The sequence below is a fragment of the Streptomyces sp. NBC_00386 genome, from assembly GCF_036063235.1.
GTDB lineage: Bacteria > Actinomycetota > Actinomycetes > Streptomycetales > Streptomycetaceae > Streptomyces.
In genome coordinates this window covers 4,802,115-4,828,903 of sequence record NZ_CP107950.1, presented here as the reverse complement: position 1 = coordinate 4,828,903, position 26,789 = coordinate 4,802,115, and the positions used below count along the sequence as shown (strand labels likewise).

Here is a 26,789-nt window from a genome sequence, read left to right as displayed (position 1 = left end):
GCCCGAGTGCACCGCTTCCCGATCACGCTTCGCGATCTGTGCCCATCGGAGGCAGGCGGCAGCAGCCATCGACAACTCGACCTGGTTACGGTACGCGCGGCTACGCCATCCGGTCAAACCAACCGCCGACGGGGGACACTATCCACAGGCTGGGGACAACAACTTGAACCGTACCCGTCGCCCTGACTACCGTGGCTGAACTCCGTTTCGTTCCCTTCTCGCCGCCCCAGCGGTTTTGTTTCCCCCGCCCCAAGCGACTGACTTCCCAACCTGTTCCCAGAACCACACGTTCATGGGACCCGTGAGAGAGCGTGCCCCGTGGCTGACGTACCTGCCGATCTTGCCGCAGTGTGGCCACGCGTACTGGAACAACTTCTGGGCGAAGGCCGCGGACAGGGTGTCGAGGTGAAGGACGAGCACTGGATCAAGCGGTGCCAGCCCTTGGCCCTGGTGGCGGACACCGCTCTGCTCGCCGTTCCCAACGAGTTCGCCAAGAACGTACTGGAAGGCCGTCTCGCTCCGATCGTGAGCGAGACGCTGAGCCGTGAGTGCGGGCGCCCCATCCGCATCGCCATCACCGTCGACGACTCCGCGGGCGAACCCTCGATGCCCGCGCCGCCCCGCTACGAGGAGCCCGAGCTCCCCTCCGGACCGGTCCAGGGCCGTGACCCCTACGAGAGCCAGGGACGCGACGACCGCGGCGGCTACGACAGCGGCGCGTACGACGGCACACAGACCCGGGACGACCGCGGGGGGTACGAAGGCCAGGGACGGGAGGACCGCGGCGGCTACGACGCCGGCCAGGGCCGTGACGACCGCGGCACGTACGAGCCGCAGGGCCGTGACGACCGCGCTCCGTACAACTCCCGCCGCGACGGATACGAGGGCTACGGCCGCCACCGCGCCGACGACCACCGCGGCGGCCGCGCCGAACCGCTGCCCGGTGCCCCGGGCGACCAGCTGCCGACCGCCCGTCCCGCGTACCCGGACTACCAGCGCCCGGAGCCGGGTGCCTGGCCGCGCCACTCCCAGGACGACTACGGCTGGCAGCAACAGCGCCTCGGCTTCCCCGAGCGGGACCCCTACGCCTCGCCGCCGCAGGACTACCGGCCCCAGTCGGTGGAGCGCTCGCCCTACGAGCAGCAGCGCCAGGACTACGACCAGCGCTCCGACCGCCGCGATCTGCCGGACCCCTCCGACAGCGGTCAGGGACGCAGGGGCGGCCCCTCGCTGCCGTCCGTGGGCGGTGCCCCCGGGTCGAAGTCCGCGCAACCCGCGCCGACGCCCGGCCCGGGCGAGCCCACCGCGCGGCTGAACCCGAAGTACCTCTTCGACACGTTCGTGATCGGCGCCTCGAACCGCTTCGCGCACGCCGCCGCCGTGGCCGTCGCCGAGGCACCGGCGAAGGCGTACAACCCCCTCTTCATCTACGGGGAGTCGGGGCTCGGCAAGACGCACCTGCTGCACGCGATCGGGCACTACGCGCGCAGCCTCTATCCGGGCACCCGGGTGCGGTACGTGAGCTCGGAGGAGTTCACCAACGAGTTCATCAACTCCATCCGCGACGGCAAGGGCGACAGCTTCCGCAAGCGGTACCGGGAGATGGACATCCTGCTCGTCGACGACATCCAGTTCCTCGCGGACAAGGAGTCGACGCAGGAGGAGTTCTTCCACACCTTCAACACGCTGCACAACGCGAACAAGCAGATCGTCCTCTCCAGCGACCGGCCGCCCAAGCAGCTGGTCACGCTGGAGGACCGGCTGCGCAACCGCTTCGAGTGGGGTCTGATCACCGACGTCCAGCCACCCGAGCTGGAGACCCGGATCGCCATCCTTCGCAAGAAGGCGGTGCAGGAGCAGCTCAACGCCCCGCCGGAGGTGCTGGAGTTCATCGCGTCCCGGATCTCGCGCAACATCCGCGAGCTGGAGGGCGCGCTGATCCGGGTGACGGCGTTCGCGTCGCTCAACCGGCAGCCGGTGGACCTCGGTCTGACGGAGATCGTCCTCAAGGACCTGATCCCCGGTGGCGAGGACTCGGCCCCCGAGATCACCGCGACCGCGATCATGGCGGCCACGGCCGACTACTTCGGACTCACGGTGGACGATCTGTGCGGGTCCTCGCGCAGCCGCGTCCTGGTGACGGCTCGGCAGATCGCCATGTACCTGTGCCGTGAACTCACCGATCTGTCACTGCCGAAGATCGGCGCGCAGTTCGGCGGCCGCGACCACACGACAGTGATGCACGCGGACCGCAAGATCCGCGCACTGATGGCCGAGCGCCGCTCCATCTACAACCAGGTCACCGAACTCACGAACCGCATCAAGAACGGCTGACGGAGGCCGGCGCGGCCATGCCCGAGGGCGCCCAGGGACATCGTCCCGGGGCGCCCTTCGCCGTTCCCGCCCACCTTTCGGCCCACCCGTTCCCGGGCCTCGCTCGGGCACCGGGAGGCCGAGAACGGGCCGAGGACCGCGCGCCCGGCGACGTCCGAAGGCGCTCCCCGAGGGCTCCGGAGACGCTTCTCGAGGTTCCGGAGCCGTGTTCCGAGGGCTTCGGAGCCCTGTTCCGAGGGTTCCGGCATCGGTGCCGGCGCTACCGACCCGACACCTGCTGTTCGAATCCGAGCCTGGTTACGGCCACTCTCCACAGATGTGGTGACTTTTTTCCGTCCACATCCTGGGGACTGGGAAGTTGTCCAGATCGTTTCCACAGGTAGCACTGCTGAAAGGACATCAGACCAGGTCAGCAGCCTGTGGATTCGTGGACGAAGACTCTCCACAGCCTGTGGACAAAGAAAAGATCCACAGGCTGTGCGCAAGGTTGTCCACCGGCGGCCCACAGGCTGGGGTCAGTTATCCCCAACGATCTCCAGCTTCTCCACATCACTGTCCACTGTTCGGCAACGCGCCGCGCCATCTCACCGCGTCGAGTGAAAGGCGTCACACCGAGGTCCCGGATTGGGCTGTGGGGAACGCGGGTAAAGCTGGGGACGACGTTGGGGAGAAGTCGCCCCCAGCTGTGGACCGAGTGTGCAGAACTTTTCGTCGTCCACAGATACCCCAGGTTGTCCACCGCCTTCACCCACAGGCTCGGTGGACAAAAAATCGCCTCTGAGCTGCGAAAATGGGGTTATCCACGGTTTCCACAGGCCCTACTACTAAGACCAACTAGAGAGAGCCTGGGAATCGTTTCGAAGTGGGGGCTGTGCACAACTTGCTCCCGGAGGCTCGACTGCCGCTCTGCACGACTTGACCCCGAGGGGCACCGACTGTCAGCGCGGTGCGTCAGACTGGTCCCCGGTGTCCTCCCCCCTCAGCGGTCGGAACGACACCGAGTCAGACGACGAAGGCCAGCAGGGCGAGAGCGCCGGCAACAGACGGAGGCGGCAACGGTGAAGATCCGGGTGGAACGCGACGTACTCGCGGAGGCAGTGGCCTGGGCGGCACGCAGCCTCCCGGCCCGTCCGCCGGCTCCTGTGCTCGCAGGCCTCCTCCTGAAGGCCGAGGAGGGCGCACTGAGCCTCTCCAGCTTCGACTACGAGGTCTCGGCGAGGGTCTCCGTGGACGCGGAGATCGACGAGGAGGGCACGGTCCTCGTGTCCGGCCGCCTCCTGGCGGACATCTGCCGGGCGCTGCCCAACCGGCCGGTGGAGATTTCCACAGACGGTGTACGGGCGACCGTGGTCTGCGGCTCCTCGCGGTTCACACTCCACACCCTGCCTGTGGAGGAGTACCCGGCACTGCCCCAGATGCCGTCGGCGACCGGCACCGTCCCCGGTGAGGTCTTCGCCTCCGCCGCCGCCCAGGTGGCCATCGCCGCCGGGCGCGACGACACGCTCCCCGTGCTCACCGGTGTGCGCATCGAGATCGAGGGCGACAAGGTCACCCTGGCGTCCACCGACCGGTACCGCTTCGCGGTCCGAGAGTTCCTGTGGAAGCCGGAGAACCCGGAGGCGTCCGCGGTCGCCCTGGTGCCCGCCAAGACGCTCCTGGACACCGCCAAGGCCCTCACGGGCGGCGACAGCGTGATCCTGGCGCTGTCCGGCTCCGGCGCGGGCGAGGGCCTGATCGGCTTCGAGGGCGCCGGGCGGCGTACGACCACCCGTCTGCTCGAAGGCGACCTCCCGAAGTACCGCGCCCTGTTCCCGACGGAGTTCAACTCCATCGCCGTCATCGAGACCGCCCCCTTCGTGGAGGCCGTCAAGCGTGTGGCCCTGGTCGCCGAGCGCAACACCCCGGTGCGGCTGAGCTTCGAGCAGGGCGTGCTGATCCTGGAGGCCGGTTCCAGCGACGACGCACAGGCTGTGGAAAGGGTCGACGCCCAGCTGGAGGGCGACGACGTCTCGATCGCCTTCAACCCGACGTTCCTGCTCGACGGCCTGAGCGCCATCGACTCGCCGGTGGCCCAGCTCTCCTTCACGACGTCCACGAAGCCGGCGCTGCTCAGCGGCAAGCCCGCCGTGGACGCCGAGGCGGACGAGGCCTACAAGTACCTGATCATGCCGGTGCGCCTGTCCGGCTGATCCCGGAGCCCGCCGGTCCTGGGGACCGGCGGGCGCACCGTGGGCGGGGCATACGTCTGAGCGGGTATGCCCACAGATGTGCGTGAGTTCCACCGGTGCCCGAAAGGCGTGGGTGGTACCCCCCGGTCTAGGCTCGGACCCAGGTACGAGAGTGCCCTCACGCCACGTCGCAACCCCTAAGGAACAACTGATGGAGCTCGGTCTCGTCGGCCTCGGCAAGATGGGCGGCAACATGCGCGAGCGGATCCGCCGCGCAGGTCACACCGTCATCGGATACGACCGCAACCCGGACCTCGCCGATGTCCACAGCCTGGAAGAACTTGTGGGCAAGCTCAAGGGCCCGCGCGTGGTGTGGGTCATGGTCCCCGCGGGTGCCGCGACCCAGTCCACCATCGACGAGCTGGCCGCCCTGTTGGAGCCGGGCGACGTCGTCGTGGACGGCGGCAACTCGCGCTGGACGGACGACGAGAAGCACGCCGTCGAGCTGGGCATCAAGGGCATCGGCTTCGTCGACTGCGGTGTCTCCGGCGGCGTCTGGGGCCTGGAGAACGGCTACGCGCTGATGTACGGCGGCCACGCCGAGCACGTCGCCCTGGTCCAGCCTGTCTTCGACGCGCTCAAGCCCGAGGGCGACTTCGGAGCGGTGCACGCCGGCAAGGTCGGCGCGGGCCACTTCGCGAAGATGGTCCACAACGGCATCGAGTACGCGATGATGCAGGCTTACGCCGAGGGCTGGGAGCTGCTCGAGAAGGTCGACTCCGTCACGGACGTGCGCGAGGTCTTCCGTTCCTGGCAGGAAGGCACGGTCATCCGCTCCTGGCTGCTCGACCTCGCCGTCAACGCGCTGGACGAGGACGAGCACCTGGAGAAGCTCAGGGGCTTCGCGCAGGACTCCGGCGAGGGCCGGTGGACCGTGGAGGCCGCCATCGACCACGCGGTGCCGCTGCCCGCGATCACGGCGTCGCTCTTCGCCCGCTTCGCCTCGCGGCAGGACGACTCGCCGCAGATGAAGATGATCGCGGCGCTGCGCAACCAGTTCGGCGGCCACGCCGTCGAGAAGGCCTGATCGACGCCCCGGGTTCTCCACACCCGGAGTGACCCGGTTGTCCACAGCCGGGGGAAGAACCTGAGGACCGCGGCCCGCACGGACCCCGGTCAGAACCCGCAACACCCGAAACACCACGCTGGGGGAGGTCGGCGAACGACCATGCACGTCACGCATCTGTCGCTGGCCGACTACCGCTCGTACGCCCGGGTCGAGGTCCCGCTCGACCCGGGCGTCACCGCGTTCGTGGGACCCAACGGACAGGGCAAGACGAATCTGGTCGAGGCCGTCGGCTATCTCGCGACCCTCGGCAGCCACCGCGTCTCCTCGGACGCGCCGCTCGTCCGCATGGGCGCCGACCGGGCGATCATCCGGGCCAATGTCCGCCAGGGAGAGCGCCAGCAGCTCATCGAGCTGGAGCTGAACCCCGGCAAGGCCAACCGCGCCCGCATCAACAGGTCCTCCCAGGTCAGACCCCGTGACGTGCTCGGCATCGTACGAACCGTCCTGTTCGCGCCCGAGGACCTCGCCCTGATCAAGGGCGACCCCGGGGAGCGGCGCCGGTTCCTCGACGAACTGATCACCGCCCGCTCCCCGCGCATGGCAGGCGTCCGATCCGACTACGACCGGGTCCTCAAGCAGCGCAACACCCTCCTGAAGTCGGCCGCGATGGCCCGCCGGCACGGCGGCCGCACCATGGACCTGTCCACGCTCGACGTGTGGGACCAGCACCTCGCGCGCGTGGGAGCCGAGCTGATGGCCCAGCGGCTCGACCTGGTCGCGGCGATCCAGCCGCTCGCCGACAAGGCGTACGAGCAACTGGCGCCCGGCGGCGGGCCCGTAGCCCTGGAGTACAAGGCGTCCTCGCCCGGCGTCGTGGGTCCCGCCCGTGAGGAGCTCTACGCCCAGCTCATGGCCGCCATGGAGGAGGGCCGCAAGCCGGAGATCGAGCGCGGTGTGACCCTCGTGGGGCCCCACCGGGACGATCTGGTCCTCAAGCTCGGCCAGCTGCCCGCCAAGGGATACGCCTCGCACGGAGAGTCCTGGTCGTACGCGCTGGCGTTGCGCCTGGCCTCGTACGACCTGCTCAGGGCCGAGGGCAACGAGCCGGTGCTGGTCCTCGACGACGTCTTCGCGGAGCTGGACAGCCGCAGACGCGAGCGCCTCGCGGAGCTTGTCGCCCACGGCGAGCAGGTCCTCGTGACAGCCGCGGTGGACGACGACGTACCGGATGTTCTGAACGGGACGCGGTACGCCGTGTCCGAAGGCACGGTGGAGCGCCTATGACGGAGAACACATCGGGAACGGGCGGCGAGGGCACGTCCGGCGCGGGGCCCCGCAAGAAGACCCCGGAGCCGTCCGGCGTCGACCTCGCGCGCGTGGCGCTGCGCGCCGCGAAGGAGCAGGCACGCGCGCGTGGGGACGCGGCCCAGCAGAAGAAGCAGGCGCGGCGCGGCGGTGGCCTGCGCTCCGGCTCCGGTGCCGACGGACGCGACCCCATGGCGCTCGGCGCCGCCATCAACCGGCTGCTCACCGAGCGCGGCTGGGAGACCCCGGCCGCGGTGGGCGGCGTGATGGGCCGCTGGCCGCAGATCGTCGGCGACGACCTGGCCAACCACTGCGTTCCGCTGCGCTACGACGACGACCCGGCCGAGCGGGTGCTCACGGTGCAGTGCGACTCGACCGCCTGGGCGACCCAGCTGCGCCTGCTGGCGCCGCAACTGGTGGCGCGGCTGAACCAGGACCTCGGTCACGGCACCGTGCGTCTGCTCAAGGTCCAGGGGCCTACGGGCCCCTCGCGCCAGTACGGGCCGTTGCGCGCTCCGGGCAGCACGGGTCCCGGCGACACCTACGGGTGACCGGCCCAGCCGGTCGGTCCTCCGCGGACGGCGTACCCGCGCGGACGCCCTTCACAGGGCGGTGACCGGCGTCGTCGCGCCCGCGGGCGAACGTCCGGACTCGGCCGCGCGGGTCCCGAGCACGGGCGATCCTGACCCCCTCCACGGACGGCTGCCGCGTCAGAGCGGCGACCGCGGCTGATCCAGGCGAGGCCGGCCGTCTTCGGACCCGGCGATCTCGACCGTTTCCGGGCCGGCTGTCCCGCTGATCCAGCAGATCGTGACCGGGCCGGGCCGATGGCCATGGGCGAATTCCGGCCGTCGTCCGGGGCGGTGCCGGGCCGTGCCGCGCCCGGGTTCGGGGCGTGTTCCGCCGCCGCGGGGTACGGGAGGCGACCGATCGCCGCACCCCCGGACCCCTCACCGATCCCACCCGTGGATGCCCCCCTGTCCTCCGTGGTCCTCGGCAGCCGTCGCCCATGGGGTGGGCCGCTCTGGGTCACCCCCCGCCCGGCAATCCGGAGAACCGTCGATATCAGCTGGTCAGGGGGGTATCGACGACTGCTCGAAGGCCACTTCGGACACCCTGCGGGACGCAGCTCGGCATGCTCCGGGCGACCTCCGCGGGCGACCGCGCGCGACGGCGGACGGCGACCTGACCCGTCAGTAGCCGGGGGTTGACACTCGGAAGGGCTGAGTGCCGCTGTAAGCCTCTTTGGGCCCGGGTCCGCATATGGGGAGTCGGGCGAGACCGGTTCAGGGCGGCACATGCGGACTCAGGTACCGGCAAACCCCCATCACTGTCAGCGCTACCGGTAGACTGGAAGCTAATCCCGCCCCACTAGTGGGACGCACCGAGCAACGCTGACTAAGGCTTACCAACGCAACACGCCGCAGCCGCTCCGGCCACCCGCCGGGAGTTCGGCTTGTGCTGTGCCAGAAAGGGCGCTTCGTGGCCGATTCCGGCAACCCCAACGAGAACATCCCGTCCACCGACGCCGGCGCGAACGGCGAGGTCACATCCTCGTACGACGCCAGTGCCATCACCGTCCTCGAGGGTCTGGACGCGGTCCGCAAGCGACCTGGCATGTACATCGGTTCGACCGGTGAGCGTGGACTCCACCACCTCGTGTACGAGGTGGTGGACAACTCGGTCGACGAGGCGCTGGCCGGCCACGCGGACACGATCGAGATCACGATCCTCCCGGACGGCGGCGTACGCGTCGTCGACAACGGCCGTGGCATCCCGGTGGGCATCGTCGCCTCCGAGGGCAAGCCGGCCCTCGAGGTCGTGCTGACCGTGCTGCACGCGGGCGGCAAGTTCGGCGGCGGCGGATACGCGGTCTCCGGCGGTCTGCACGGCGTCGGCGTCTCCGTCGTGAACGCCCTGTCGAGCAAGATCTCTGTCGAGGTCAAGACCGACGGTCACCGCTGGACGCAGGACTACAAGCTGGGCGTCCCGACGGCCCCCATCTCCCAGCACGAGGCCACGAATGAGACCGGAACGTCGGTCACCTTCTGGGCCGACGCGGACATCTTCGAGACCACGGAGTACTCCTTCGAGACGCTCTCGCGGCGCTTCCAGGAGATGGCGTTCCTCAACAAGGGTTTGACGATCAAACTCACCGATGAGCGCGATTCGGCGAAGGCCGTCGCCGGGGCGGACGAGGCGGGTGCTGACGAGAAGGACGAGGTCAAGACCGTCACGTACCACTACGAAGGCGGCATCGTCGACTTCGTGAAGTACCTCAACTCCCGCAAGGGAGAAGCGGTGCACCCCACCGTCATCGACCTCGAAGCCGAGGACAAGGACAAGAGCCTGTCCCTCGAGGTCGCGATGCAGTGGAACAGCGGCTACAGCGAGGGCGTGTACTCCTTCGCCAACATCATCCACACCCACGAGGGCGGTACGCACGAGGAAGGCTTCCGTGCGGCGCTGACCTCGCTCATCAACAAGTACGCGCGCGACAAGAAGCTGCTTCGCGAGAAGGACGACAACCTCACGGGTGACGACATCCGCGAGGGTCTGACCGCGATCATCTCGGTCAAGCTGAGCGAGCCTCAGTTCGAGGGCCAGACCAAGACCAAGCTGGGCAACACGGAGGCGAAGACCTTCGTCCAGAAGGCGGTCTACGAGCACCTCAACGACTGGCTGGACCGCAACCCGGTCGAGGCCGCGGACATCATCCGCAAGTCCATCCAGGCGGCCACCGCGCGCGTGGCGGCCCGCAAGGCGCGTGACCTGACGCGCCGCAAGGGCCTCCTGGAGTCGGCGTCCCTGCCGGGCAAGCTCTCCGACTGCCAGTCGAACGACCCCACCAAGTGCGAGATCTTCATCGTCGAGGGTGACTCCGCCGGCGGCTCGGCCAAGTCCGGCCGGAACCCGCAGTACCAGGCCATCCTCCCGATCCGGGGAAAGATCCTCAACGTCGAGAAGGCGCGGATCGACAAGATCCTGCAGAACCAGGAGATCCAGGCACTGATCTCCGCCTTCGGCACCGGAGTCCACGAGGACTTCGACATCACGAAGCTCCGCTATCACAAGATCATTCTGATGGCGGACGCCGACGTCGACGGCCAGCACATCAACACCCTGCTGCTGACCTTCCTGTTCCGCTTCATGCGCCCGCTGGTCGAGGCGGGGCACGTCTTCCTGTCCCGTCCGCCGCTCTACAAGATCAAGTGGGGCCGGGACGACTTCGAGTACGCGTACTCGGACCGCGAGCGCGACGCGCTGATCGAGCTCGGCCGTCAGGCGGGCAAGCGCGTGCGCGAGGACTCGATCCAGCGCTTCAAGGGTCTCGGTGAGATGAACGCAGAGGAGCTGCGCATCACGACCATGGACCAGGAGCACCGCGTCCTCGGTCAGGTCACCCTCGACGACGCCGCTCAGGCCGACGATCTCTTCTCCGTCCTCATGGGCGAGGACGTCGAGGCCCGCCGCGCGTTCATCCAGCGCAACGCCAAGGACGTCCGCTTCCTCGACATCTGAGTCGGTCTCAGCTGACCGCGTCAGAAAGGATCTTCACCAGCAATGACCGACGAGAACGCACCGAGCAATCCTGAAGCGGGCGACATCGCCATGCGCATCGAGCCCGTCGGGCTCGAGACCGAGATGCAGCGCTCGTACCTCGACTACGCGATGTCCGTCATCGTGTCGCGCGCGCTGCCCGACGTGCGGGACGGCCTCAAGCCCGTCCACCGCCGCGTCCTGTACGCGATGTACGACGGCGGCTACCGGCCCGAGAAGGGCTTCTACAAGTGCGCCCGCGTCGTCGGCGACGTCATGGGCACCTACCACCCGCACGGCGACTCCTCGATCTACGACGCGCTGGTCCGTCTCGCGCAGCCGTGGTCGATGCGGATGCCGCTGGTGGACTCCAACGGCAACTTCGGCTCTCCCGGCAACGACCCGGCCGCCGCCATGCGGTACACCGAGTGCAAGCTGAAGCCGCTGTCCATGGAGATGGTCCGCGACATCGACGAGGAGACCGTCGATTTCACGGACAACTACGACGGCCGCAACCAGGAGCCGACGGTCCTGCCAGCCCGCTTCCCGAACCTGCTGATCAACGGCTCGGCGGGTATCGCGGTCGGTATGGCCACCAACATCCCGCCGCACAACCTGCGCGAGGTCGCGGCCGGCGCCCAGTGGTACCTGGAGAACCCCGAGGCCTCCCACGAGGAGCTCCTGGACGCCCTGATCGAGCGCATCAAGGGCCCCGACTTCCCGAGCGGCGCCCTGGTCGTGGGCCGCAAGGGCATCGAGGAGGCGTACCGCACGGGCCGTGGCTCCATCACGATGCGCGCGGTCGTCGATGTCGAGGAGATCCAGAACCGCCAGTGCCTGGTGGTCACCGAACTCCCCTACCAGACCAACCCCGACAACCTCGCGCAGAAGATCGCCGACCTGGTCAAGGACGGCAAGATCGGTGGCATCGCGGACGTCCGGGACGAGACCAGCTCCCGTACCGGCCAGCGCCTCGTGATCGTGCTCAAGAGGGACGCGGTCGCCAAGGTCGTCCTGAACAACCTCTACAAGCACACCGACCTGCAGACGAACTTCGGCGCGAACATGCTGGCGCTCGTCGACGGTGTGCCGCGCACCCTCTCCCTGGACGCGTTCATCCGCCACTGGGTGACGCACCAGATCGAGGTCATCGTCCGCCGGACGAAGTTCCGGCTGCGCAAGGCCGAGGAGCGCGCGCACATCCTGCGTGGCCTCCTGAAGGCCCTGGACGCCATCGACGAGGTCATCGCGCTCATCCGGCGCAGCGACACCGTGGAGATCGCGCGCGAGGGCCTGATGGGCCTCCTGGAGATCGACGAGATCCAGGCGAACGCGATCCTCGAGATGCAGCTCCGTCGGCTCGCCGCCCTGGAGCGTCAGAAGATCATCTCGGAGCACGACGAGCTCCAGGCCAAGATCCGCGAGTACAACGAGATCCTCGCCTCGCCCGTGCGCCAGCGCGGCATCATCAGCGAGGAGCTCGCCGCGATCGTCGAGAAGTTCGGCGACGACCGCCGCTCCAAGCTGGTGCCGTTCGACGGCGACATGTCCATCGAGGACCTGATCGCCGAAGAGGACATCGTCGTCACCATCACGCGCGGTGGCTACATCAAGCGGACGAAGACCGAGGACTACCGCTCGCAGAAGCGCGGCGGCAAGGGCGTCCGCGGCGCGAAGCTGAAGCAGGACGACATCGTCGACCACTTCTTCGTGTCGACGACGCACCACTGGCTGCTGTTCTTCACCAACAAGGGCCGCGTGTACCGCGCCAAGGCGTACGAGCTTCCGGACGCCGGCCGGGACGCGCGCGGCCAGCACGTCGCCAACCTGCTGGCCTTCCAGCCGGACGAGGCGATCGCCGAGATCCTCGCGATCCGCGACTACGAGGCGGCGCCCTATCTGGTGCTGGCCACCAAGGGCGGACTGGTCAAGAAGACGCCGCTCAAGGATTACGATTCGCCCCGCGCGGGCGGCGTCATCGCGATCAACCTTCGTGAGACGGAGGACGGATCCGACGACGAACTGATCGGAGCCGAACTCGTATCCGCCGAGGATGATCTGCTCCTGATCAGCAAGAAGGCGCAGTCGATCAGGTTCACCGCGACGGATGACGCTTTGCGACCGATGGGCCGTGCGACCTCGGGCGTCAAGGGCATGAGCTTCCGCGGGAGCGACGAGCTGCTCTCGATGAATGTTGTTCGACCCGGTACGTTCGTGTTCACTGCCACAGACGGTGGGTACGCGAAGCGGACCGCCGTCGACGAGTACCGCGTCCAGGGTCGCGGCGGCCTCGGTATCAAGGCCGCCAAGATCGTCGAGGACCGTGGTTCCCTCGTCGGCGCGCTGGTGGTCGAGGAGACCGACGAGATCCTCGCCATCACACTGTCCGGTGGTGTGATTCGTACGCGAGTCAACGAGGTCAGGGAGACGGGCCGTGACACCATGGGCGTCCAACTGATCAACCTGGGCAAGCGCGATGCCGTGGTCGGCATCGCTCGTAACGCCGAGGCCGGCCGTGAGGCGGAGGAGGTCGACGGCGATGAGGCCGTGGACGAGACCGCCGAAGGCGTCGAGGCCGTCGGTACGGAAGAGGGCGAGCCGTCCTCGGCCGAGTAGCGCGAGGAGTGAGTCGTCGTGAGTGGAGCCACGGGCGCCGGATCGACCGGTACGGAAACGGACGGCGGCCGTGGCACCGCCATGGACGGAACTGACTCCCATGACACTCATGGATCCCAGGGGGGAACTGTGACCGACACCCGAGGCCAGCAGGCCCAGCAGCACGCGGGCGGGCAGGCGGCCCCGGTCGCTCCGGGCGCGCCGCCGGTGGCGCCGTCCGCGGCGGCATCGCCGCTGCCGGGTGAGCGGCACGGGCAGCAGCCCGCGCAGCCGTATCACCCGCCGCAGGCGTACCCGGCGCAGGCTCCGGCCGACGCGGTCCGCCGGCCGCGCACGGGCGCGCGGACGACGCCGCGCGTGCGCAAGGCGCGGCTGCGGGTGGCCAAGGCCGACCCGTGGTCGGTGATGAAGGTCAGCTTCCTGCTCTCCATCGCGCTCGGCATCTGCACGATCGTGGCGGCGGCGGTGCTGTGGATGGTCATGGACGCGATGGGCGTCTTCTCGACCGTCGGCGGCACGATCTCCGAGGCGACCGGGTCGAACGAGTCCAACGGCTTCGACCTCCAGTCGTTCCTCTCGCTGCCGCACGTCCTGATGTTCACGTCGGTCATCGCGGTCATCGACGTGGTCCTCGCGACCGCTCTGGCGACCCTCGGAGCGTTCATCTACAACCTCTCCGCCGGCTTCGTCGGCGGCGTGGAGCTGACCCTCGCAGAGGACGAGTGAGGGCGCGTTCAAACGCCCTCCGGCTATCGATTTTGGGACTGGCCGCGTCGTGCGCTAATCTTCAGAGGTCAGCGCGCGGGACACACACCGCAAAGCGCGGCGGGGCTATAGCTCAGTTGGTTAGAGCGCATCCCTGATAAGGATGAGGCCACAGGTTCAAATCCTGTTAGCCCCACCAGTTCGAAGACCCCCAGCCATCACGGTTGGGGGTCTTCGGCGTTTATGGCTGACAATCCGTGGATCGCGCGCGGGTGTCGCCGGGATCGGCCCGGGGGACCGTGTCAGCCGATGAGCGGACTCCCCGGAAGCTGCCGCCACAGGCTTTGGACCGCCACGGGCCCGTAGGTCTGCGGGTGTGAGCCTTCGGAGGCAGTGGACCTTCGGAGGCGGTGGGTCTCCACAGGCTGTGGGCCTTCGGGAGCTCGGCCGGCTTGCCGACCGCCCGGAGGCGCCGCCGCAATGTCGAAGGCCCGGCGACTGGGAAGAGTCGCCGGGCCTTTGCCCTGGGTGCTTTGTACGCAAGTTCGCCGCTACTTCAGGGTGTCTGTGAGGGGGTACGGGCCGCGCTCCACGGAGTGGGGCCCATGGGGATGCTGAGGAACGGTGGTTCGAGGAGCGGCCGGGAACCGTGAGGCCGGGGAAGTGGCCGGGGGGCGGCGGTGTGCGTGCTTTCCGCCCGTACCGAGTTCTCGTGCGGCGCTTCCCGCCTGCTGCGGTGTTCGTCCGGCGTCGTTCGTCCCGCGCCTGTGCGACGCCCGCCCTGTGCCGGCCGGTGCGCCTGTTCGTGCCTGCCGAGGCGCCCGTCTTGGGGCCTGCCTCGATGCCCGTCCTGTGCCTGTCGTGGTGCCTGGGTCGGCGCCTGTCCCGGCGCCCGGATCGGGCCGGATCAGCGCTGGAGCTGTGTCACAGGCGTGAGGGCCCCCAGGGGCTCCGTGCCGGGCGTTGCGAGCGTCTCGGGCGCGGAACAGGCGTCGGGTTCCGCGAGGCCTTCCGTGCCGCCGGGAGCGGCGGCCTCCGCCGTGCCCTCGTCCGCCGGTGCGCGGTGTCGGCAACTCGGCGAGGAGCCGTGCGCCTCGGCGCGGATGCGTTGCTTCATAGTGGGGGGCAGGGCCCGGTTGTAGGACCAGGTCCAGGCTGCCGGGATCTGGACGGCCGCCGGGGCCGCCACCGAGGACTCCGTGTTGCGGGCCGGGCCGGCCTGCGGTACCGCGGCGGCCGCGGTGGTGGTGACAAGTCCGAGCGTCGCGCACAGCGCCAGGAAGGCGGTGACGATCGCGCTCCACAGCTTCATGACCTTGTTCTGGGTCACGGCCCCTCACTTTCGGGTCGGGCGATTTGCGTACTTTCCTCATGATGTGTATGTGGGCCGTGAAGTGGTGGACCTGTGCCCGTGGCGCGTTGATGTTCAGATGAACACCACCCGGATGGTCGCAAGTGATCAGAAAAGCGCGTGGATGCCCATAAAAGTCACAGTCTGTGACGTGCGATCACCGTGAGATCGGAGCGGTGTCATCCCGCTCTCCCGCTGTGCGCGGGGCCGCAGTTGGGGGCCGATCCAGGTCACCGATCGATATCGGTCGGTGTGTATAGTCGGGCGCCAGAAGTCCCCTACGTCAACGAAGGACGAGGTCGCGCGGTGAAGAAGCTTCTCCTGGTCGCACTGGCCGCCATCGGCGGGCTCCTCGTGTACCGCCAGATCCAGGCGGATCGCGCCGAGCAGGATCTGTGGACGGAGGCGACCGACTCCGTGCCCACGGGTTCGTGAGGATCGACAACAGTCTCGGAGCAGACCCCGGCCGCCTCGCGGTCGGGGTTTTGTGTTTCCCGGGAGCCCGTCGGTTCACGAACGCAAGCGAATCGGTTGCAGGGGCAAAATCCGAGGTCGTTCGGCCGCTTCCTTTCGGCCGCTCCCTCCGATAGCCCGGGTGTCTCGGTGGCCGACGGGGCAGGATGGTCCGCGCCAGGGGGCTTCGACGAGGGGTGGCGCGTGATGGGGCGGCGCACGAAGGACCGGTGTGGCGGAGGCCGGCGTGCGAGGTCGTGGCACGTCCGGATGCTCGCGGCCACGGCGGCGGCCGCGCTGTGCGTGAGCCTCGCACCCGCGGGCCGGGCCGCCGCCGCCCCCTGGACCGCCGATGCGCGGACCACCGCGAAGGGCGCGAGCACGGACGCCGACGGCACGTCCGGGCCTTACGCCTTCGCCGAGGACGCCATCGCCGTCAAGGGCGCGGCCGGTACGACCGACTCCGTACTCCTCCGGCCCGGCCGGACGTACAAGAGCTCCGTCGGACTCGCGGGGAGGGACGGCAGGCTGTATTACCGCCTCGAACTCGGTGCCGACTCCGACGCGTACGTCTCCGCCACCGCCGTCCCCCGGCCCGGCGCGACGGTCTCCTACTCGGACGGCCTCAAGGTCTCCCTTCAGGACGCCAACGGCCGCAACTGCTCCTTCACCGGCACCGTCCATTTCGGCGCCACCCAGAGCCCGCACCCCATCGCCGCCTGGGCCTCCCGCGAGACGAGTGGTGAGCGGTACGCCTGCCAGACGGCGGGAACGTACTACGTGGTCGTCGAACGCACCGGGGCGGCGGGCGCGACGAGCGGTACGGAGGCTTCGTCCGGAACGGAGTCTTCCGCGTCCCGCCCCTGGGACCTGGAACTCGGCTATGTGTCGGAGCCCGCTCTGAAGACGGCGTCCGGACCGACGAGCGCTCCGGAGGTCTGGAACTCGGCGTCGCCCGAGCCGCTCGTGGGGGACGCGAAGCACCGCGGCGGCGGCGCGGGATTCAGCGGGGCCGTCCCGCTCGGACAGGGAGTCTGGAAGGACGGCATCAGCCCGGGGCAGACCCGCTTCTACAAGGTGCCGGTCGACTGGGGACAGCAGGTCTACGCGACCGCGGACCTGGGCAGCGCGAGCCGGGGAGAGGGCTCCGTCGGCACCGCCCTCGTCATGTCCCTCTACAACCCGGTGCGAGGCCTCGTCGACGGCGTCGGCTCCGGGTACGACGGCAGCCAGCGTTCCGCCGCGCTCGCCCCCCTGCCTCCGGTCGCCTACGAGAACCGCTTCGCCCTCAACGACCGTGTGAGCGGGATGCGGTTCGCCGGCTCCTACTACCTCGTGGTCCATCTCGCCGCGCAGGTCGCCGACCGCTTCGGCGCGGGGCCGTTCGGGCTGACGCTGCGGGTGCGCGTGGCCGGAGAGGCGGGGACGGGCCCTGCCTACGCGGGCAGACCGGTACCCGGGGACGTGTTCGCCGTTCCGGTGGGCGGCTCCGACGACGCGGCCGGCGACGGAAGGGCGGACGGCGCGGCGGGCACCGGGGAGAGCGGCGGCGGCACCGGCCGCAGCGGCGTCATGAAACTCGTCGCCGCGGGTGGCATCGGCACCGGAACCCTGCTGATGCTGACGCTCGGGATGTGGACCGTGATCGCGCGCCGCCGGGCGGTGCGGACCGTCCGGCCCGCGCCCGAGGAAGCCGATACGGCCTCGGCCTCGCTGCCGGCACCGGCGCCTTGGGAGCACGGGGTGGCACGGGGCCGGTAGCGCCCGGCGCCGCCTCTCGTTCTTCCCGGACTCAGACCTGGGCCGGTCCCGGACTCAGACCTGGGTCAGTGCCCAGAATCCGACCGCGAAACAGGCCAGGGCGAGCAGCAGCATCGGCACGGCGACCGCGGCGGGCGGCCCCGGACGTGGACGTGCGCGCCTTCTGCGGTGTTCCGGACGGGCCGCGGTCCCTGGCGGAACCTGAACGGACCGAGCGGTGTACGAAGCGGTGGAGGCGTACGTGTGCTGCGGCATCGCGGCGGATGGGACCGGGGACGGGTGCGGGGCGGACGCGTACACGGGAAGCGGCGCGGTCGGGGGAGTCGGCGTCGGGGTCGGGTCGTAAGGCGGAGGAGTGAACGGCGCGGACGCCGGCGGGGGGAGCGGGACCGAGGTGGGGGGAGTGGGCGCCCGCAGGTCCGGGCGGGGCTCCTGAGGGTGCGGTGTCAGTGGGTAGGGGGACCGGTCGCCGGGAGGCTCGGCCGGCGGCTGTCGCCGGGGGTCGGCGGCGGCCGCGGGCTGCGGCGGAGGCAGATGGAAACTACCGGTGTCCGACATCGAGGACGGCTGGGGGGAGATCCCGGGTGCGGGTTCCTGGGACGTGCCGTCCGGTGCGGCGGGGGACCGGTCCTCCTCGGACGCGGGCCGGGCCTGTACGCCGTCGGGGGCGGCCGGGGGCTGTACGTGCTCGGAGCCGGGCTCGACTCCTGCCCTCGCGCGGCTCGGTCGAGCCGGTATGCCGTCCCCGGCGGGCCACTGCCCCGAGCCCTGATCGGCGCCGGCGGGACGGGGTTCCGGTACGTTCCCGGTCCCGAGGCCGCGCGACCCGTCCCCGGAGCCGGGGACGGACCGGAGGCCTCCGTGAGCGCCCTTTTGCGGTTCCCACAACTGCCCTGACCCATCCGGGGTGTTCTGGTGGTTCTGCCCGTTCGGTCCCGGGACGGGCGCGGAGCCGGAATCCTCCTCAGGGCGGGGCGCGGGCGTCGAGGCTGGAAGAACGCCGAAGCCGCCTGAGCCGTGTCTTGTGCCGGAGTCGGGGCCGATTTCCGAACCGGGGATCGCGCCGAACCCTGATCCGACTCCTGATCCGAAATCTGATCCGAAATCTGATCCGACATGCGATCCGGAGCTCGGTTCGGAGCCGATTCCCGGGGCCGCGGCTGTGGTGTCCGGAAATTCGCGGGAGGACAGGGTCCGTGAACTTCCTGTCGAAGCCGACCCCTGTTCCAGGGGGCCTCTGGGGCCGAACCCCTCAGGCAGCGGCCCGAGTTGGTCGAAGACCTCGATCAGTTCGTCATCGGGTCCGGGCTCGGGCAGCAGCTCGACCGCCGCGGCGAGGGCCTTGCGCGCCCCTGTGGCGGTCCGGAAGCGGGCCTGCGGATCGGGCTGGAGGAGCATCGCCACGACCTGCCACAGGGGCTCGGGTATGCCCCGCGGCGCGGACGGCGTGCCGTGCTCGGCGAAGTACTCGATCAGCGCCTTGGCGTCGGGCTTGCCGCCTTCCAGGAGGTACAGGGCGACCAGGCCGACGGCGAACAGGTCGGCGGGAAAATCGGGCTCGCAGCCCAGCATCTGCTCGGGCGCGAAGTAACCCGGCGTTCCCACCACGTAGTTGGTCTCGGTCAGGCGTGGTTCGCCCAGCCGCATGGCGATGCCGAAGTCGGACAGACGCAACCTCGGCCGGCCCGTGCCGGTCGCTTCGAGAAGTATGTTGGCGGGCTTGATGTCACGGTGCACCACTCCCTCCGCGTGCACGGCGGCGAGACCCGCCAGGAGCTGGTCGGTCAGGGTGCAGACGAAGGCCGGAGGCAGAGGGCCGTAGTCGTTGACCAGATGGACCAGGGAGCCCCCGGCCACCAGGTCCATGGTGAACAGGACCTTGTCGTCGTCGGCGGCCCAGCTGGCAGGAGCCAGTACATGTGGATGATCGATCCGCAGCGCCTGTTCCCGCACGAATCGCAGCAGGGCGTGCGCGTCGCTCTGCTGGAGCACCTTGGCGGCCACATACCGGCGCCGCCTGTGGTCCCAGGCGCGCCACACCGCACCGACTCCCCCGCGCCCGATCGGGTCGACCAGTTCGTACCGGCCTGCGAAGACCTCACCCATGGTCGTACGTCGCTCCCCTTCGGCGGTCGGTCCGGAGACCTCTTCCGAGGTGCCCGGCTGCATGACGTGCGGCGGCTGGAAGGTGTCACTGCCTCCAGCGCCCGCGGTCGGCGGCCGGGCTCGGCTCAGTTCTGGTGGGACTGGTAGTGCGCGACCGCGTCGGACGTACGGCCGGCACCGTAGACCCGGAGGAACTCTGCCAGTTCCGGGTGGGTCGGGGCGAGGGTGTCCGCCGCGTCGATGATGTCTCCGGCGGCGGCCACCGAACGCAGCAGCGACTGGATCTCGCGGACCACCCGCTTGACCGTCGGGGCTCCCGAACTGGTGGTGGACTGCGTGGTGTTGCTGAGCACCGATCCCCCCTGGGACTTCTTGATCTCGTCCATGCGCTCGGTCGCCTCGGCGGCGCTGACGCTCCCGTCGGCGACCTGCCCCGCCAGGTCCTGCAGAAGCTGGACGCGCTGGACCACCGCCGGATTGCCGATCTTGGCCCGCTGACCGCTCATCAGCTGCGACAACATGGGCGCGGACAGCCCCAGTACCCCGGCAAGACGCGCCTGATTCAGACCCAGGTCCTCTATGAGCCTACGGAAGAGCGCCCCCAACGGCTCCCCGTACCAGTTCCGCTGCAGCTCCCGGGCTCTCGCGGTTGCTTCCTGCTGTGCGGCGTCCATTGCGTCTCCCCATCGCTTCCCCAAGTACCGCGGTTCGCGACAGCGAACCACGTCGAGCATCTTACGGAGAGTGGTCGTCCACGGGGACCCCCAATATTTTGCGAGATCCCCTGGGTGACCCGGTACTGTGGTCTGCGGCGCCCGTCGACAGATGGTTCCTGTGGTCGGACGCTCCTCATTACGGGGCCTTAGCTCAGTTGGTAGAGCGCTGTCTTTGCATGGCAGATGTCAGGGGTTCGACTCCCCTAGGCTCCACACACCGGACCGGCCAGACGCCCGCAGGGCGGCTGGCCGGTTTTCGTATGCCCCTGCGTCCGTGCGTGCCCCTGGTGAGACGGTTCCCGGACCGGGCGGGACCAAGGGCGAGCCACTTCAGTGACGTGAGTCACAGGAATGACTTTGCAGGCATTGCAGTTCTTTGCGCAAACAGATCGGGTGGCACACGCCCTGTGGGCCGGCTGTGCGCACGGCGGGCGCGGTGCCGAGGGGGTGACAGGGCTGCCAGGACCCTTGTGTGAGCTGCCGAACGGGCTGCCGGGTGACCGGTTCGACGCATTCCGTCAACAACATCTCCATGGATGCTGCACACGAAGACCGTTGCAAACGTCATCGCGAGCGGTGCGGGTAAATCCTCCGCGGAGTGCTCGCGGCCGCTCGTGCGGTTGTTCCACGTGAAACATCGCCGCGGGGCAGGAGACCGTCAAGTCTCCTGCCCCGCGGCGATGTTGGGCGGTTCAGTGGCGGTCGTCGCGCTCCGCCGCCTCCTCCTCGGCTTCCTTGACCTGTACCTCGGGGTCCAGGTCGGACTGGCCGCTGCCGTCGACCGACGACAGGTGCCCTGTCTCGGGCACCTCGGTCGCGGCCGGAGGCTCGACGAGCCAGTCGGGGTTGGCCTGCTTGTCCCACCACTTCCAGGCGGCGAAAGCTCCGCCCGTCAAAATCCCCAGCACGGCCAACGCCTTCACGAGACGGCCGGCCCGCGCTCGGCGCTCGTGCTTGCGGAGCAGTTTCTGGATCTCCTGCGGCGTGACCTGGCCGCGCAGGGCGGCGATGGCCGCCACGCCGCGCGCCGCCGCCTCGTCCCGGACGGGCTGGGCCGCGGCCACCGCCTGCTCGATCCTCGGCTTGGAATAGTCGGCGGCCTGGCGGGCCGCCTTGCGGGTGCGGATGGCCGCCTCCTGGGCGGCCTGGTCGACCTTCGGCGGCACATGGGTACGGGCCTGCTCAAGGCGCGGCGCGAGATAGGCGTCGTACTGGACGCGGGCCTGCTCGGCGGCCTGCGACACCTTCGGCGCGAGCCGTACACGTGCCTCGCTCGCGTAGTACGAGGCCCTGTCCTTGGCTGTGTCGGCGTAAGGCGCCACCACTTCCGCGGCGTGCAGCACGCTGTCCTTCGCCGAGCCGGTCGCGGCGCGCACGCTGTCGATGCGGGTCACGGGTCTCCTCCTCCTCGGTGGCGTACGTCGGGGGTACCAGGTACCCCCAAAGACACACAGTTCACCTTTCCACCCCTGGGGGGATCATGCCCGTCCACGGGGTCCGGGGCATGTGAGGGCGGGCATCCGTGTCACGGGTGCCGACTCCCGGAGACTCCAGGGGCGGAGCCGGTCAGGTGTCGATCAAGTGAGATAGCGGATCAATACGGGCAACAGGAGCTTGTCGTCGACAATGCCACGGATCGCCGCCGCCCGCTCCCGTCCGGCGCGACTCGACGGGATTTCCGTACGCACGACTTTCTGTACGTACGACCTTCTGTGCGCACAACTTTCCGTGCGCATGACGTTCTCCCGTGCTTCCGCGTCCGCACGTGCGTCCGGGGGTGGCGGTCAGGGGTCGAGCGGTCCGGTCCGTGCGAGGATCGGGCCGTCAAGAGAAGGCAACGGAAGGCAGATCGTGGCCGAGCAGCTTTACGCCACCCTGAAGACCAGCCAGGGCGACATCGACATCCGGCTCCTGCCGAACCACGCGCCGAGGACGGTCCGGAACTTCGTCGAACTCGCCACGGGTGAGCGCGAGTGGGTCAACCCGCAGACGGGTGTGACATCCATGGACAAGCTGTACGACGGCACGGTCTTCCACCGGGTGATCAGCGGCTTCATGATCCAGGGCGGCGACCCGCTGGGCAACGGTACCGGGGGCCCCGGCTACCAGTTCGAGGACGAATTCCACCCGGACCTCCGGTTCGACAGGCCCTACCTGCTGGCCATGGCCAACGCGGGCCCGGCCACCAACGGATCCCAGTTCTTCATCACCGTCGCCCCGACAGCCTGGCTGAGCCGCAAGCACACCATCTTCGGTGAGATCACGGACGTGGCCAGCCAGAAGGTCGTGGACGCCATCGCCGGCGCCCCGACCAGCCCGCGCACGGAACGCCCGGTCGACGACATCGTGATCGAGTCGGTCGTCGTCGAGACCCGCGAACGCTGAGCCCGCGCCGGGCTCTCCGCCCTTGAGCCCGAAGCGTCCCGCAGGGAACCAAACGCCCCGTTCATCCGTAAGGATGGACGGGGCGGTGCGTTGCCCCGGACCCGCTGTGACCCTGTGCGAGCCGCCGTACGGAGATTGAGGGGACCCCCATGGACCAGCAGCCGCCCGGCAGCCCGCAGGGACCGCGGGACCAGGGACCGCAGGACGCCGGGAGCCTGCCCGGCTGCTACCGGCATCCGGACCGCGAGGCCGGCGTGCGCTGTACCCGCTGCGAGCGCCCGATCTGCCCCGAGTGCATGGTCAGCGCCTCCGTCGGCTTCCAGTGCCCCGACTGCGTCCGCGGCGGCTCCGGCACCGGCCACGCCCCGGCGGCCAACCAGCCCCGCACCCTCGCGGGCGGCACCGTCGCGGCGGACCCCCGGCTCGTCACCAAAGTGCTGATCGGCCTCAACCTGGCGATCTACCTCGTCCAGCTCTCGGTGGGCGACGCCTTCACCGACCGCTTCACCCTCTTCGGTCATGCCTTGCTCTCCGGCCACATGCAGGGCGTCGCCGAAGGCCAGTGGTACCGGATGCTGACGTCGATGTTCCTGCACAGCCCCAGCAGCTACACGCACATCATCTTCAACATGCTCAGCCTGTGGTGGGTCGGCGGTCCGCTGGAGGCGGCCCTCGGCCGCGCCCGCTACATCACCCTCTACTTCGTCTCGGGGCTCGCGGGCAGCGCGTTCACCTATCTGCTCGCCGCCCCCAACCAGCCGTCGCTCGGGGCCTCCGGCGCGATCTTCGGCCTGTTCGGCGCCACCGCGGTCCTGATGCGCCGGCTCAACTACGACATGCGCCCGGTCATCGCCCTGCTGGTGATCAACCTGATCTTCACCTTCGGGTGGAGCAACATCGCCTGGCAGGCGCACATCGGCGGTCTGGTCGGGGGTGTGGTGGTCGGCTACGCGATGGTCCACGCCCCGCGCGAGCGGAGGAACCTCGTCCAGTACGGCGTGTCCGCGCTGATGCTGGTCGCCGTGGTCGTCACCACACTGCTCAGAACGGCTCAGCTCACCTGAGGGGGCGAGCCCGGCTCACCTGAGAGAGTCCACGGCTCACCTGAGAAGTGATGTTGTCCACAGATCCTGGCCGATCTTGTGCACGCTGTGCGGGAACAGCTGTGCCCCCTGTCGCTGACCCGAGTTTTCCCAGGTCGGACAGGGGGCGAACAGGTTTACGGGGGGTGGTTGACCAGTCATACCGGCGTCAACCGCCCGTGAGTTATCCACAGATCGTCTTTCTTTTCCACCTGTGGACAACTCTTGTGGATAACTCAGTGGAGAGCTGTGGGCAGAGCTCGTTGCCGTGTCGCTGCCGGGTGGGCGAGGACGGTCACTTCCACTGCGTGGAGACGCCGAACCCGGCCGCGATGAAGCCGAAGCCGACCACGATGTTCCAGTTGTCGAGCGCGTCGATCGGCAGGGTGCCGTCCGTCACGTAGAAGACGACGATCCAGGCGAGACCGATGAGGAACATGGCCAGCATGGCTGGTGCGACCCACGTGTTGCTGGTCAGCTTGATGTTGGTCGCCTGCTTCGCCGGGGGCGGCGTGTAGTCGGCCTTCTTGCGGATACGTGACTTCGGCACGAGGGTCTCTCCTGTCGATGCGCTGCGTGGCCGCGCAGGGAACTGGGGCGGGCTCCGGGGCAGCGTACAAGGGGACACTGAGCGCTCCCCCGGGCGTCCGTTAGCGTAGTGGTTCCGCGGCGCCGAAGGAGATAAGGGTACGTTGAGCAATTCTGCCGACTCCCCCGGGACGGATTCCAGTCCTGGCGGTACGCCACGTTTCCGGCCGGTACGTGTCCTCACGGTGGCCGTCTTCGCCCTCGCGGGCCTCATCTTCTTCACGAGTTTCGATACGGCCAAGGGTACGAACATCCGTACGGATTCGTCTCTGCTGAAGCTCTCCGACCTGATTCAGGAGCGCAGCCACAAGAACGCGACGCTGGACGAGTCCAACGGCGCCCTGCGCCGCGATGTGGACGGCCTCGCCGGCAGCGTCCCCGGCAGCAACGCGGCCGGGGACGCGCGGCTCACGGCGCTGGAGAAGAACGCGGGCACCCGGAAGGTCAAGGGCGAGGCCGTCACGGTCACGCTCAATGACGCCCCGCCCAACGCGACGGCGAAGCTTCCCGGCTACCCCGAGCCGCAGCCCGACTACCTCGTCATCCACCAGCAGGACCTCCAGGCGGTGGTGAACGCCCTGTGGCAGGGCGGCGCCAAGGGCATCAAGGTGATGGACCAGCGGCTGATCTCCACCAGCGCCGTGCGCTGTGTCGGCAACACCCTGATCCTGCAGGGCCGCGTCTACTCGCCCCCGTACAAGATCACCGCCATCGGGGACCCGGCGAAGCTCCAGAAGTCGCTCGCGTCCTCCCCCGCGATCCAGAACTACATGGTGTACGTCAACGTCTACGGGCTCGGCTGGAAAGTCGAGGAGAACGGGACGGTGACTCTTCCCGGCTACTCGGGCACAGTGGATCTCCACTACGCGAAGCCCGTGGAGTAGGCGCCGGACCTCGCGGAGCAGTGGGCGAAGCCTGAGAGCGAGCTGCCGCCGGGGGGCCTTGTGTCGGTGCGAGTGGTCGTCAGGACGATCAGTGAGCTGTGTCTGACCATCGGCACCCTGATCGTGCTCTTCGTGGTCTACGTGTTGTTCTGGACGGGGGTCAAGGCCGACAGCGCGATGGACCACCAGATCGAGGTGCTCCAGGAGCAGTGGGCGAAGGGCGCGGTGACCCGGTCGCCGGAGTCCGGGCGGGACTCTTCGGGAGGCACGGGCAGTGCCGGCGGGACGGCCACCGAGAGCCCGAAGGCGCCCGGCCCCTACAAGTACGGCGGCCCCTTCGCGGTCATGTACATCCCGCGTCTTGGTTTCACGTGGAACAAGCCCGTGCTCGAAGGCACGGGCACGCAGGTGCTGAAGAAGGGGCTCGGCCACTACCGGGGGACCGCCCAGCTCGGCAAGGAGGGCAACTTCTCGGTCGCGGGTCACCGGCGCACGTACGGCGATCCGTTCAAGGACTTTCCCGAGCTCCGGCGGGGTGACGCGGTGGTGCTGACGGACGGGACGACCTGGTTCACGTATCGGATCGACAAAGGCCCCTACAAAACGGTGCCCTCCGACATTGAGGTGATCGACCCTGTGCCACGTAAGTCCGGGTATACGCGTCCGGGGCGCTATCTCACGCTGACCACGTGCGATCCGGAGTGGGGGCACAGCCATCGGTTGATCGTCTGGGCACATCTTGACTCCACACAGCCTGTGGAGGCAGGGAAACCGGCGGCTCTGCGCCGTTAGTCTGTTGGCGTACGGCGACGGAAGGGACGGCATGTACGGCTGGATCTGGCGGCATCTGCCGGGGAGCGCGTGGGTGAGGGCGCTGATCTCACTCGTGCTCGTCCTGGCGGTGGTCTACGTGCTCTTCCAGTACATCTTCCCGTGGGCCGAACCGCTGCTGCCCTTCAACGATGTGACGGTGGACAACCAGTGAGCACGCGCATCCTCGTTGTGGACAACTACGACAGCTTCGTCTTCAACCTGGTCCAGTACCTGTACCAGTTGGGCGCGGAGTGCGAGGTGCTGCGCAACGACGAGGTGTCGACCGCGCACGCCCAGGACGGCTTCGACGGTGTACTCCTGTCCCCGGGGCCCGGTGCTCCCGAACAGGCCGGTGTCTGCGTCGACATGGTCCGGCACTGTGCCGCGACCGGGGTTCCCGTCTTCGGTGTCTGCCTCGGGATGCAGTCGATGCAGGTGGCGTACGGGGGTGTGGTCGACCGGGCGCCCGAGCTGCTGCACGGGAAGACCTCCCTTGTCGAGCACCAGGGCAAGGGCGTCTTCGCCGGGCTGCCGTCGCCCTTCACGGCGACCCGCTACCACTCGCTTGCGGCCGAGCCGGAGACGGTCCCGGCCGAGCTGGAGGTCACGGCCCGTACCCACGACGGGATCGTCATGGGTCTCAGACACCGTGAACTGCCGGTCGAGGGTGTGCAGTTCCACCCGGAGTCGGTGCTGACCGAGCACGGCCACCGGATGCTCGCCAACTGGCTGCTCGAGTGCGGTGACAAGGTGGCCGTGGCGAGATCGGCGGGGCTCGCCCCGGTGGTGGGCAGGGCCACGGCGTGACCGCGCTGCGCCCCGAGCGCGACAGCTCCCCCTACGGCGGCGAGGCCGCGTACGGGGGCGCCGACGCGTTCGAGGCGGCGGTCGGAGGGCTCACGGACCCGCTGAC

Annotated in this window: 21 protein-coding genes and 2 tRNA genes; 18 read left to right on the top strand and 5 right to left on the bottom strand. The window is 69.1% G+C overall.

Annotation, left to right across the window (positions count from 1 at the left end):
- Window positions 1–318 precede the first annotated feature (318 nt).
- The 9 genes from dnaA to OG780_RS21170 all read left to right on the top strand — a co-directional run bounded on the left by dnaA (window position 319) and on the right by OG780_RS21170 (window position 13,936).
- The gene (gene dnaA / locus OG780_RS21210) at window positions 319–2,334 is read left to right on the top strand and encodes a chromosomal replication initiator protein DnaA (RefSeq protein ID WP_328450479.1); all 2,016 of its coding nucleotides are present in this window, start codon (window positions 319–321) and stop codon (window positions 2,332–2,334) included.
- A gap of 1,058 nt (window positions 2,335–3,392) precedes the next feature.
- Window positions 3,393–4,523 carry a DNA polymerase III subunit beta gene (gene dnaN, locus OG780_RS21205; RefSeq protein ID WP_328450477.1) on the top strand — a complete coding sequence of 377 codons (1,131 nt, stop codon included), beginning with the start codon at window positions 3,393–3,395 and terminating at the stop codon, window positions 4,521–4,523.
- Window positions 4,524–4,713: 190 nt separating this feature from the next.
- The gene (gene gnd, locus OG780_RS21200) at window positions 4,714–5,589 is read left to right on the top strand and encodes a phosphogluconate dehydrogenase (NAD(+)-dependent, decarboxylating) (protein ID WP_326786745.1); all 876 of its coding nucleotides are present in this window, start codon (window positions 4,714–4,716) and stop codon (window positions 5,587–5,589) included.
- 141 nt (window positions 5,590–5,730) lie between these two features.
- Entirely contained in the window at window positions 5,731–6,855 is a 1,125-nt protein-coding gene (gene recF / locus OG780_RS21195) for a DNA replication/repair protein RecF (RefSeq protein ID WP_328450475.1), read from the top strand.
- Window positions 6,852–7,427 (top strand): DUF721 domain-containing protein, encoded by a 576-nt coding sequence (locus OG780_RS21190; RefSeq protein WP_328450473.1) that lies wholly within the window; start codon window positions 6,852–6,854, stop codon window positions 7,425–7,427. The genes recF and OG780_RS21190 overlap by 4 nt, the downstream gene beginning before the upstream one ends.
- A 907-nt stretch (window positions 7,428–8,334) precedes the next feature.
- Complete coding sequence (gyrB, locus tag OG780_RS21185; protein ID WP_328450471.1) at window positions 8,335–10,398, top strand: DNA topoisomerase (ATP-hydrolyzing) subunit B; 2,064 nt, start codon at window positions 8,335–8,337, stop codon at window positions 10,396–10,398.
- 42 nt (window positions 10,399–10,440) lie between these two features.
- On the top strand, window positions 10,441–13,032 hold the full coding sequence (gene gyrA / locus OG780_RS21180) for a DNA gyrase subunit A (protein WP_328450469.1): 2,592 nt from the start codon (window positions 10,441–10,443) through the stop codon (window positions 13,030–13,032).
- An 18-nt stretch (window positions 13,033–13,050) separates the two neighbouring features.
- Window positions 13,051–13,758, top strand: coding sequence for a DUF3566 domain-containing protein (locus OG780_RS21175; protein WP_328450467.1), 708 nt, complete (start codon window positions 13,051–13,053; stop codon window positions 13,756–13,758).
- 101 nt (window positions 13,759–13,859) lie between these two features.
- A tRNA-Ile gene (locus tag OG780_RS21170) sits at window positions 13,860–13,936 on the top strand.
- Window positions 13,937–14,644: 708 nt separating this feature from the next.
- Here OG780_RS21170 and OG780_RS21165 read toward each other — a convergent pair.
- Complete coding sequence (locus OG780_RS21165; RefSeq protein ID WP_328450465.1) at window positions 14,645–15,067, bottom strand: DUF6344 domain-containing protein; 423 nt, start codon at window positions 15,065–15,067, stop codon at window positions 14,645–14,647.
- 327 nt (window positions 15,068–15,394) lie between these two features.
- Here OG780_RS21165 and OG780_RS21160 point away from each other — a divergent pair, with 327 nt between their 5' ends.
- Both OG780_RS21160 and OG780_RS21155 read left to right on the top strand, forming a co-directional pair.
- Window positions 15,395–15,523 carry a DLW-39 family protein gene (locus tag OG780_RS21160; RefSeq protein WP_003999697.1) on the top strand — a complete coding sequence of 43 codons (129 nt, stop codon included), beginning with the start codon at window positions 15,395–15,397 and terminating at the stop codon, window positions 15,521–15,523.
- Window positions 15,524–15,811: 288 nt separating this feature from the next.
- On the top strand, window positions 15,812–17,302 hold the full coding sequence (locus OG780_RS21155) for a hypothetical protein (protein WP_328450463.1): 1,491 nt from the start codon (window positions 15,812–15,814) through the stop codon (window positions 17,300–17,302).
- Window positions 17,303–17,356: 54 nt separating this feature from the next.
- On the opposite strand, the gene OG780_RS21150 is transcribed toward OG780_RS21155, so the two are convergent.
- A complete protein-coding gene (locus tag OG780_RS21150) occupies window positions 17,357–19,408 on the bottom strand; it encodes a serine/threonine-protein kinase (RefSeq protein ID WP_328450461.1) in 2,052 nt (683 codons plus the stop codon).
- Window positions 19,409–19,533: 125 nt separating this feature from the next.
- A complete protein-coding gene (locus OG780_RS21145; RefSeq protein ID WP_037689714.1) occupies window positions 19,534–20,082 on the bottom strand; it encodes a helix-turn-helix domain-containing protein in 549 nt (182 codons plus the stop codon).
- Between the two features lie 182 nt (window positions 20,083–20,264).
- Between OG780_RS21145 and OG780_RS21140 the strand changes: the two genes are divergently transcribed.
- Window positions 20,265–20,337 (top strand) — tRNA-Ala (locus tag OG780_RS21140).
- Between the two features lie 479 nt (window positions 20,338–20,816).
- Here OG780_RS21140 and OG780_RS21135 read toward each other — a convergent pair.
- Window positions 20,817–21,518 carry a DUF5324 family protein gene (locus OG780_RS21135; protein WP_328450459.1) on the bottom strand — a complete coding sequence of 234 codons (702 nt, stop codon included), beginning with the start codon at window positions 21,516–21,518 and terminating at the stop codon, window positions 20,817–20,819.
- A 457-nt stretch (window positions 21,519–21,975) separates the two neighbouring features.
- Between OG780_RS21135 and OG780_RS21130 the strand changes: the two genes are divergently transcribed.
- The gene (locus tag OG780_RS21130) at window positions 21,976–22,509 is read left to right on the top strand and encodes a peptidylprolyl isomerase (protein WP_328450457.1); all 534 of its coding nucleotides are present in this window, start codon (window positions 21,976–21,978) and stop codon (window positions 22,507–22,509) included.
- Between the two features lie 149 nt (window positions 22,510–22,658).
- On the top strand, window positions 22,659–23,573 hold the full coding sequence (locus tag OG780_RS21125) for a rhomboid family intramembrane serine protease (RefSeq protein ID WP_328450455.1): 915 nt from the start codon (window positions 22,659–22,661) through the stop codon (window positions 23,571–23,573).
- Window positions 23,574–23,886: 313 nt separating this feature from the next.
- Here OG780_RS21125 and crgA read toward each other — a convergent pair whose 3' ends face one another.
- Entirely contained in the window at window positions 23,887–24,141 is a 255-nt protein-coding gene (gene crgA, locus OG780_RS21120) for a cell division protein CrgA (protein WP_326786732.1), read from the bottom strand.
- A gap of 142 nt (window positions 24,142–24,283) precedes the next feature.
- Here crgA and OG780_RS21115 point away from each other — a divergent pair, with 142 nt between their 5' ends.
- From OG780_RS21115 to OG780_RS21100, 4 genes are all read left to right on the top strand, one after another.
- Window positions 24,284–25,063, top strand: coding sequence for a DUF881 domain-containing protein (locus tag OG780_RS21115; protein WP_328450452.1), 780 nt, complete (start codon window positions 24,284–24,286; stop codon window positions 25,061–25,063).
- A 66-nt stretch (window positions 25,064–25,129) separates the two neighbouring features.
- Window positions 25,130–25,855: a class E sortase gene (locus OG780_RS21110; RefSeq protein ID WP_328458279.1), complete on the top strand. Its 726-nt coding sequence runs from the start codon at window positions 25,130–25,132 to the stop codon at window positions 25,853–25,855.
- Window positions 25,856–25,886: 31 nt separating this feature from the next.
- Window positions 25,887–26,048: a hypothetical protein gene (locus OG780_RS21105; protein ID WP_326786730.1), complete on the top strand. Its 162-nt coding sequence runs from the start codon at window positions 25,887–25,889 to the stop codon at window positions 26,046–26,048.
- Window positions 26,045–26,683: an aminodeoxychorismate/anthranilate synthase component II gene (locus OG780_RS21100; protein ID WP_328450449.1), complete on the top strand. Its 639-nt coding sequence runs from the start codon at window positions 26,045–26,047 to the stop codon at window positions 26,681–26,683. Before OG780_RS21105 ends, OG780_RS21100 begins: the two co-directional genes overlap by 4 nt.
- Window positions 26,684–26,789 lie beyond the last annotated feature (106 nt).

Excerpts from the sequence above, each read along its gene's own strand:
- OG780_RS21155 (WP_328450463.1), top strand. The coding sequence starts at position 15,812 with ATGCTCGCGGCCACGGCGGCGGCCGCGCTGTGCGTGAGCCTCGCACCC.
- OG780_RS21190 (WP_328450473.1), top strand. The coding sequence starts at position 6,852 with ATGACGGAGAACACATCGGGAACGGGCGGCGAGGGCACGTCCGGCGCG.
- OG780_RS21125 (WP_328450455.1), top strand. The coding sequence starts at position 22,659 with ATGGACCAGCAGCCGCCCGGCAGCCCGCAGGGACCGCGGGACCAGGGA.
- gnd (WP_326786745.1), top strand. The coding sequence starts at position 4,714 with ATGGAGCTCGGTCTCGTCGGCCTCGGCAAGATGGGCGGCAACATGCGC.
- OG780_RS21105 (WP_326786730.1), top strand. The coding sequence starts at position 25,887 with ATGTACGGCTGGATCTGGCGGCATCTGCCGGGGAGCGCGTGGGTGAGG.
- recF (WP_328450475.1), top strand. The coding sequence starts at position 5,731 with ATGCACGTCACGCATCTGTCGCTGGCCGACTACCGCTCGTACGCCCGG.
- gyrA (WP_328450469.1), top strand. The coding sequence starts at position 10,441 with ATGACCGACGAGAACGCACCGAGCAATCCTGAAGCGGGCGACATCGCC.
- OG780_RS21150 (WP_328450461.1), bottom strand. The coding sequence starts at position 19,408 with ATGGGTGAGGTCTTCGCAGGCCGGTACGAACTGGTCGACCCGATCGGG.
- OG780_RS21145 (WP_037689714.1), bottom strand. The coding sequence starts at position 20,082 with ATGGACGCCGCACAGCAGGAAGCAACCGCGAGAGCCCGGGAGCTGCAG.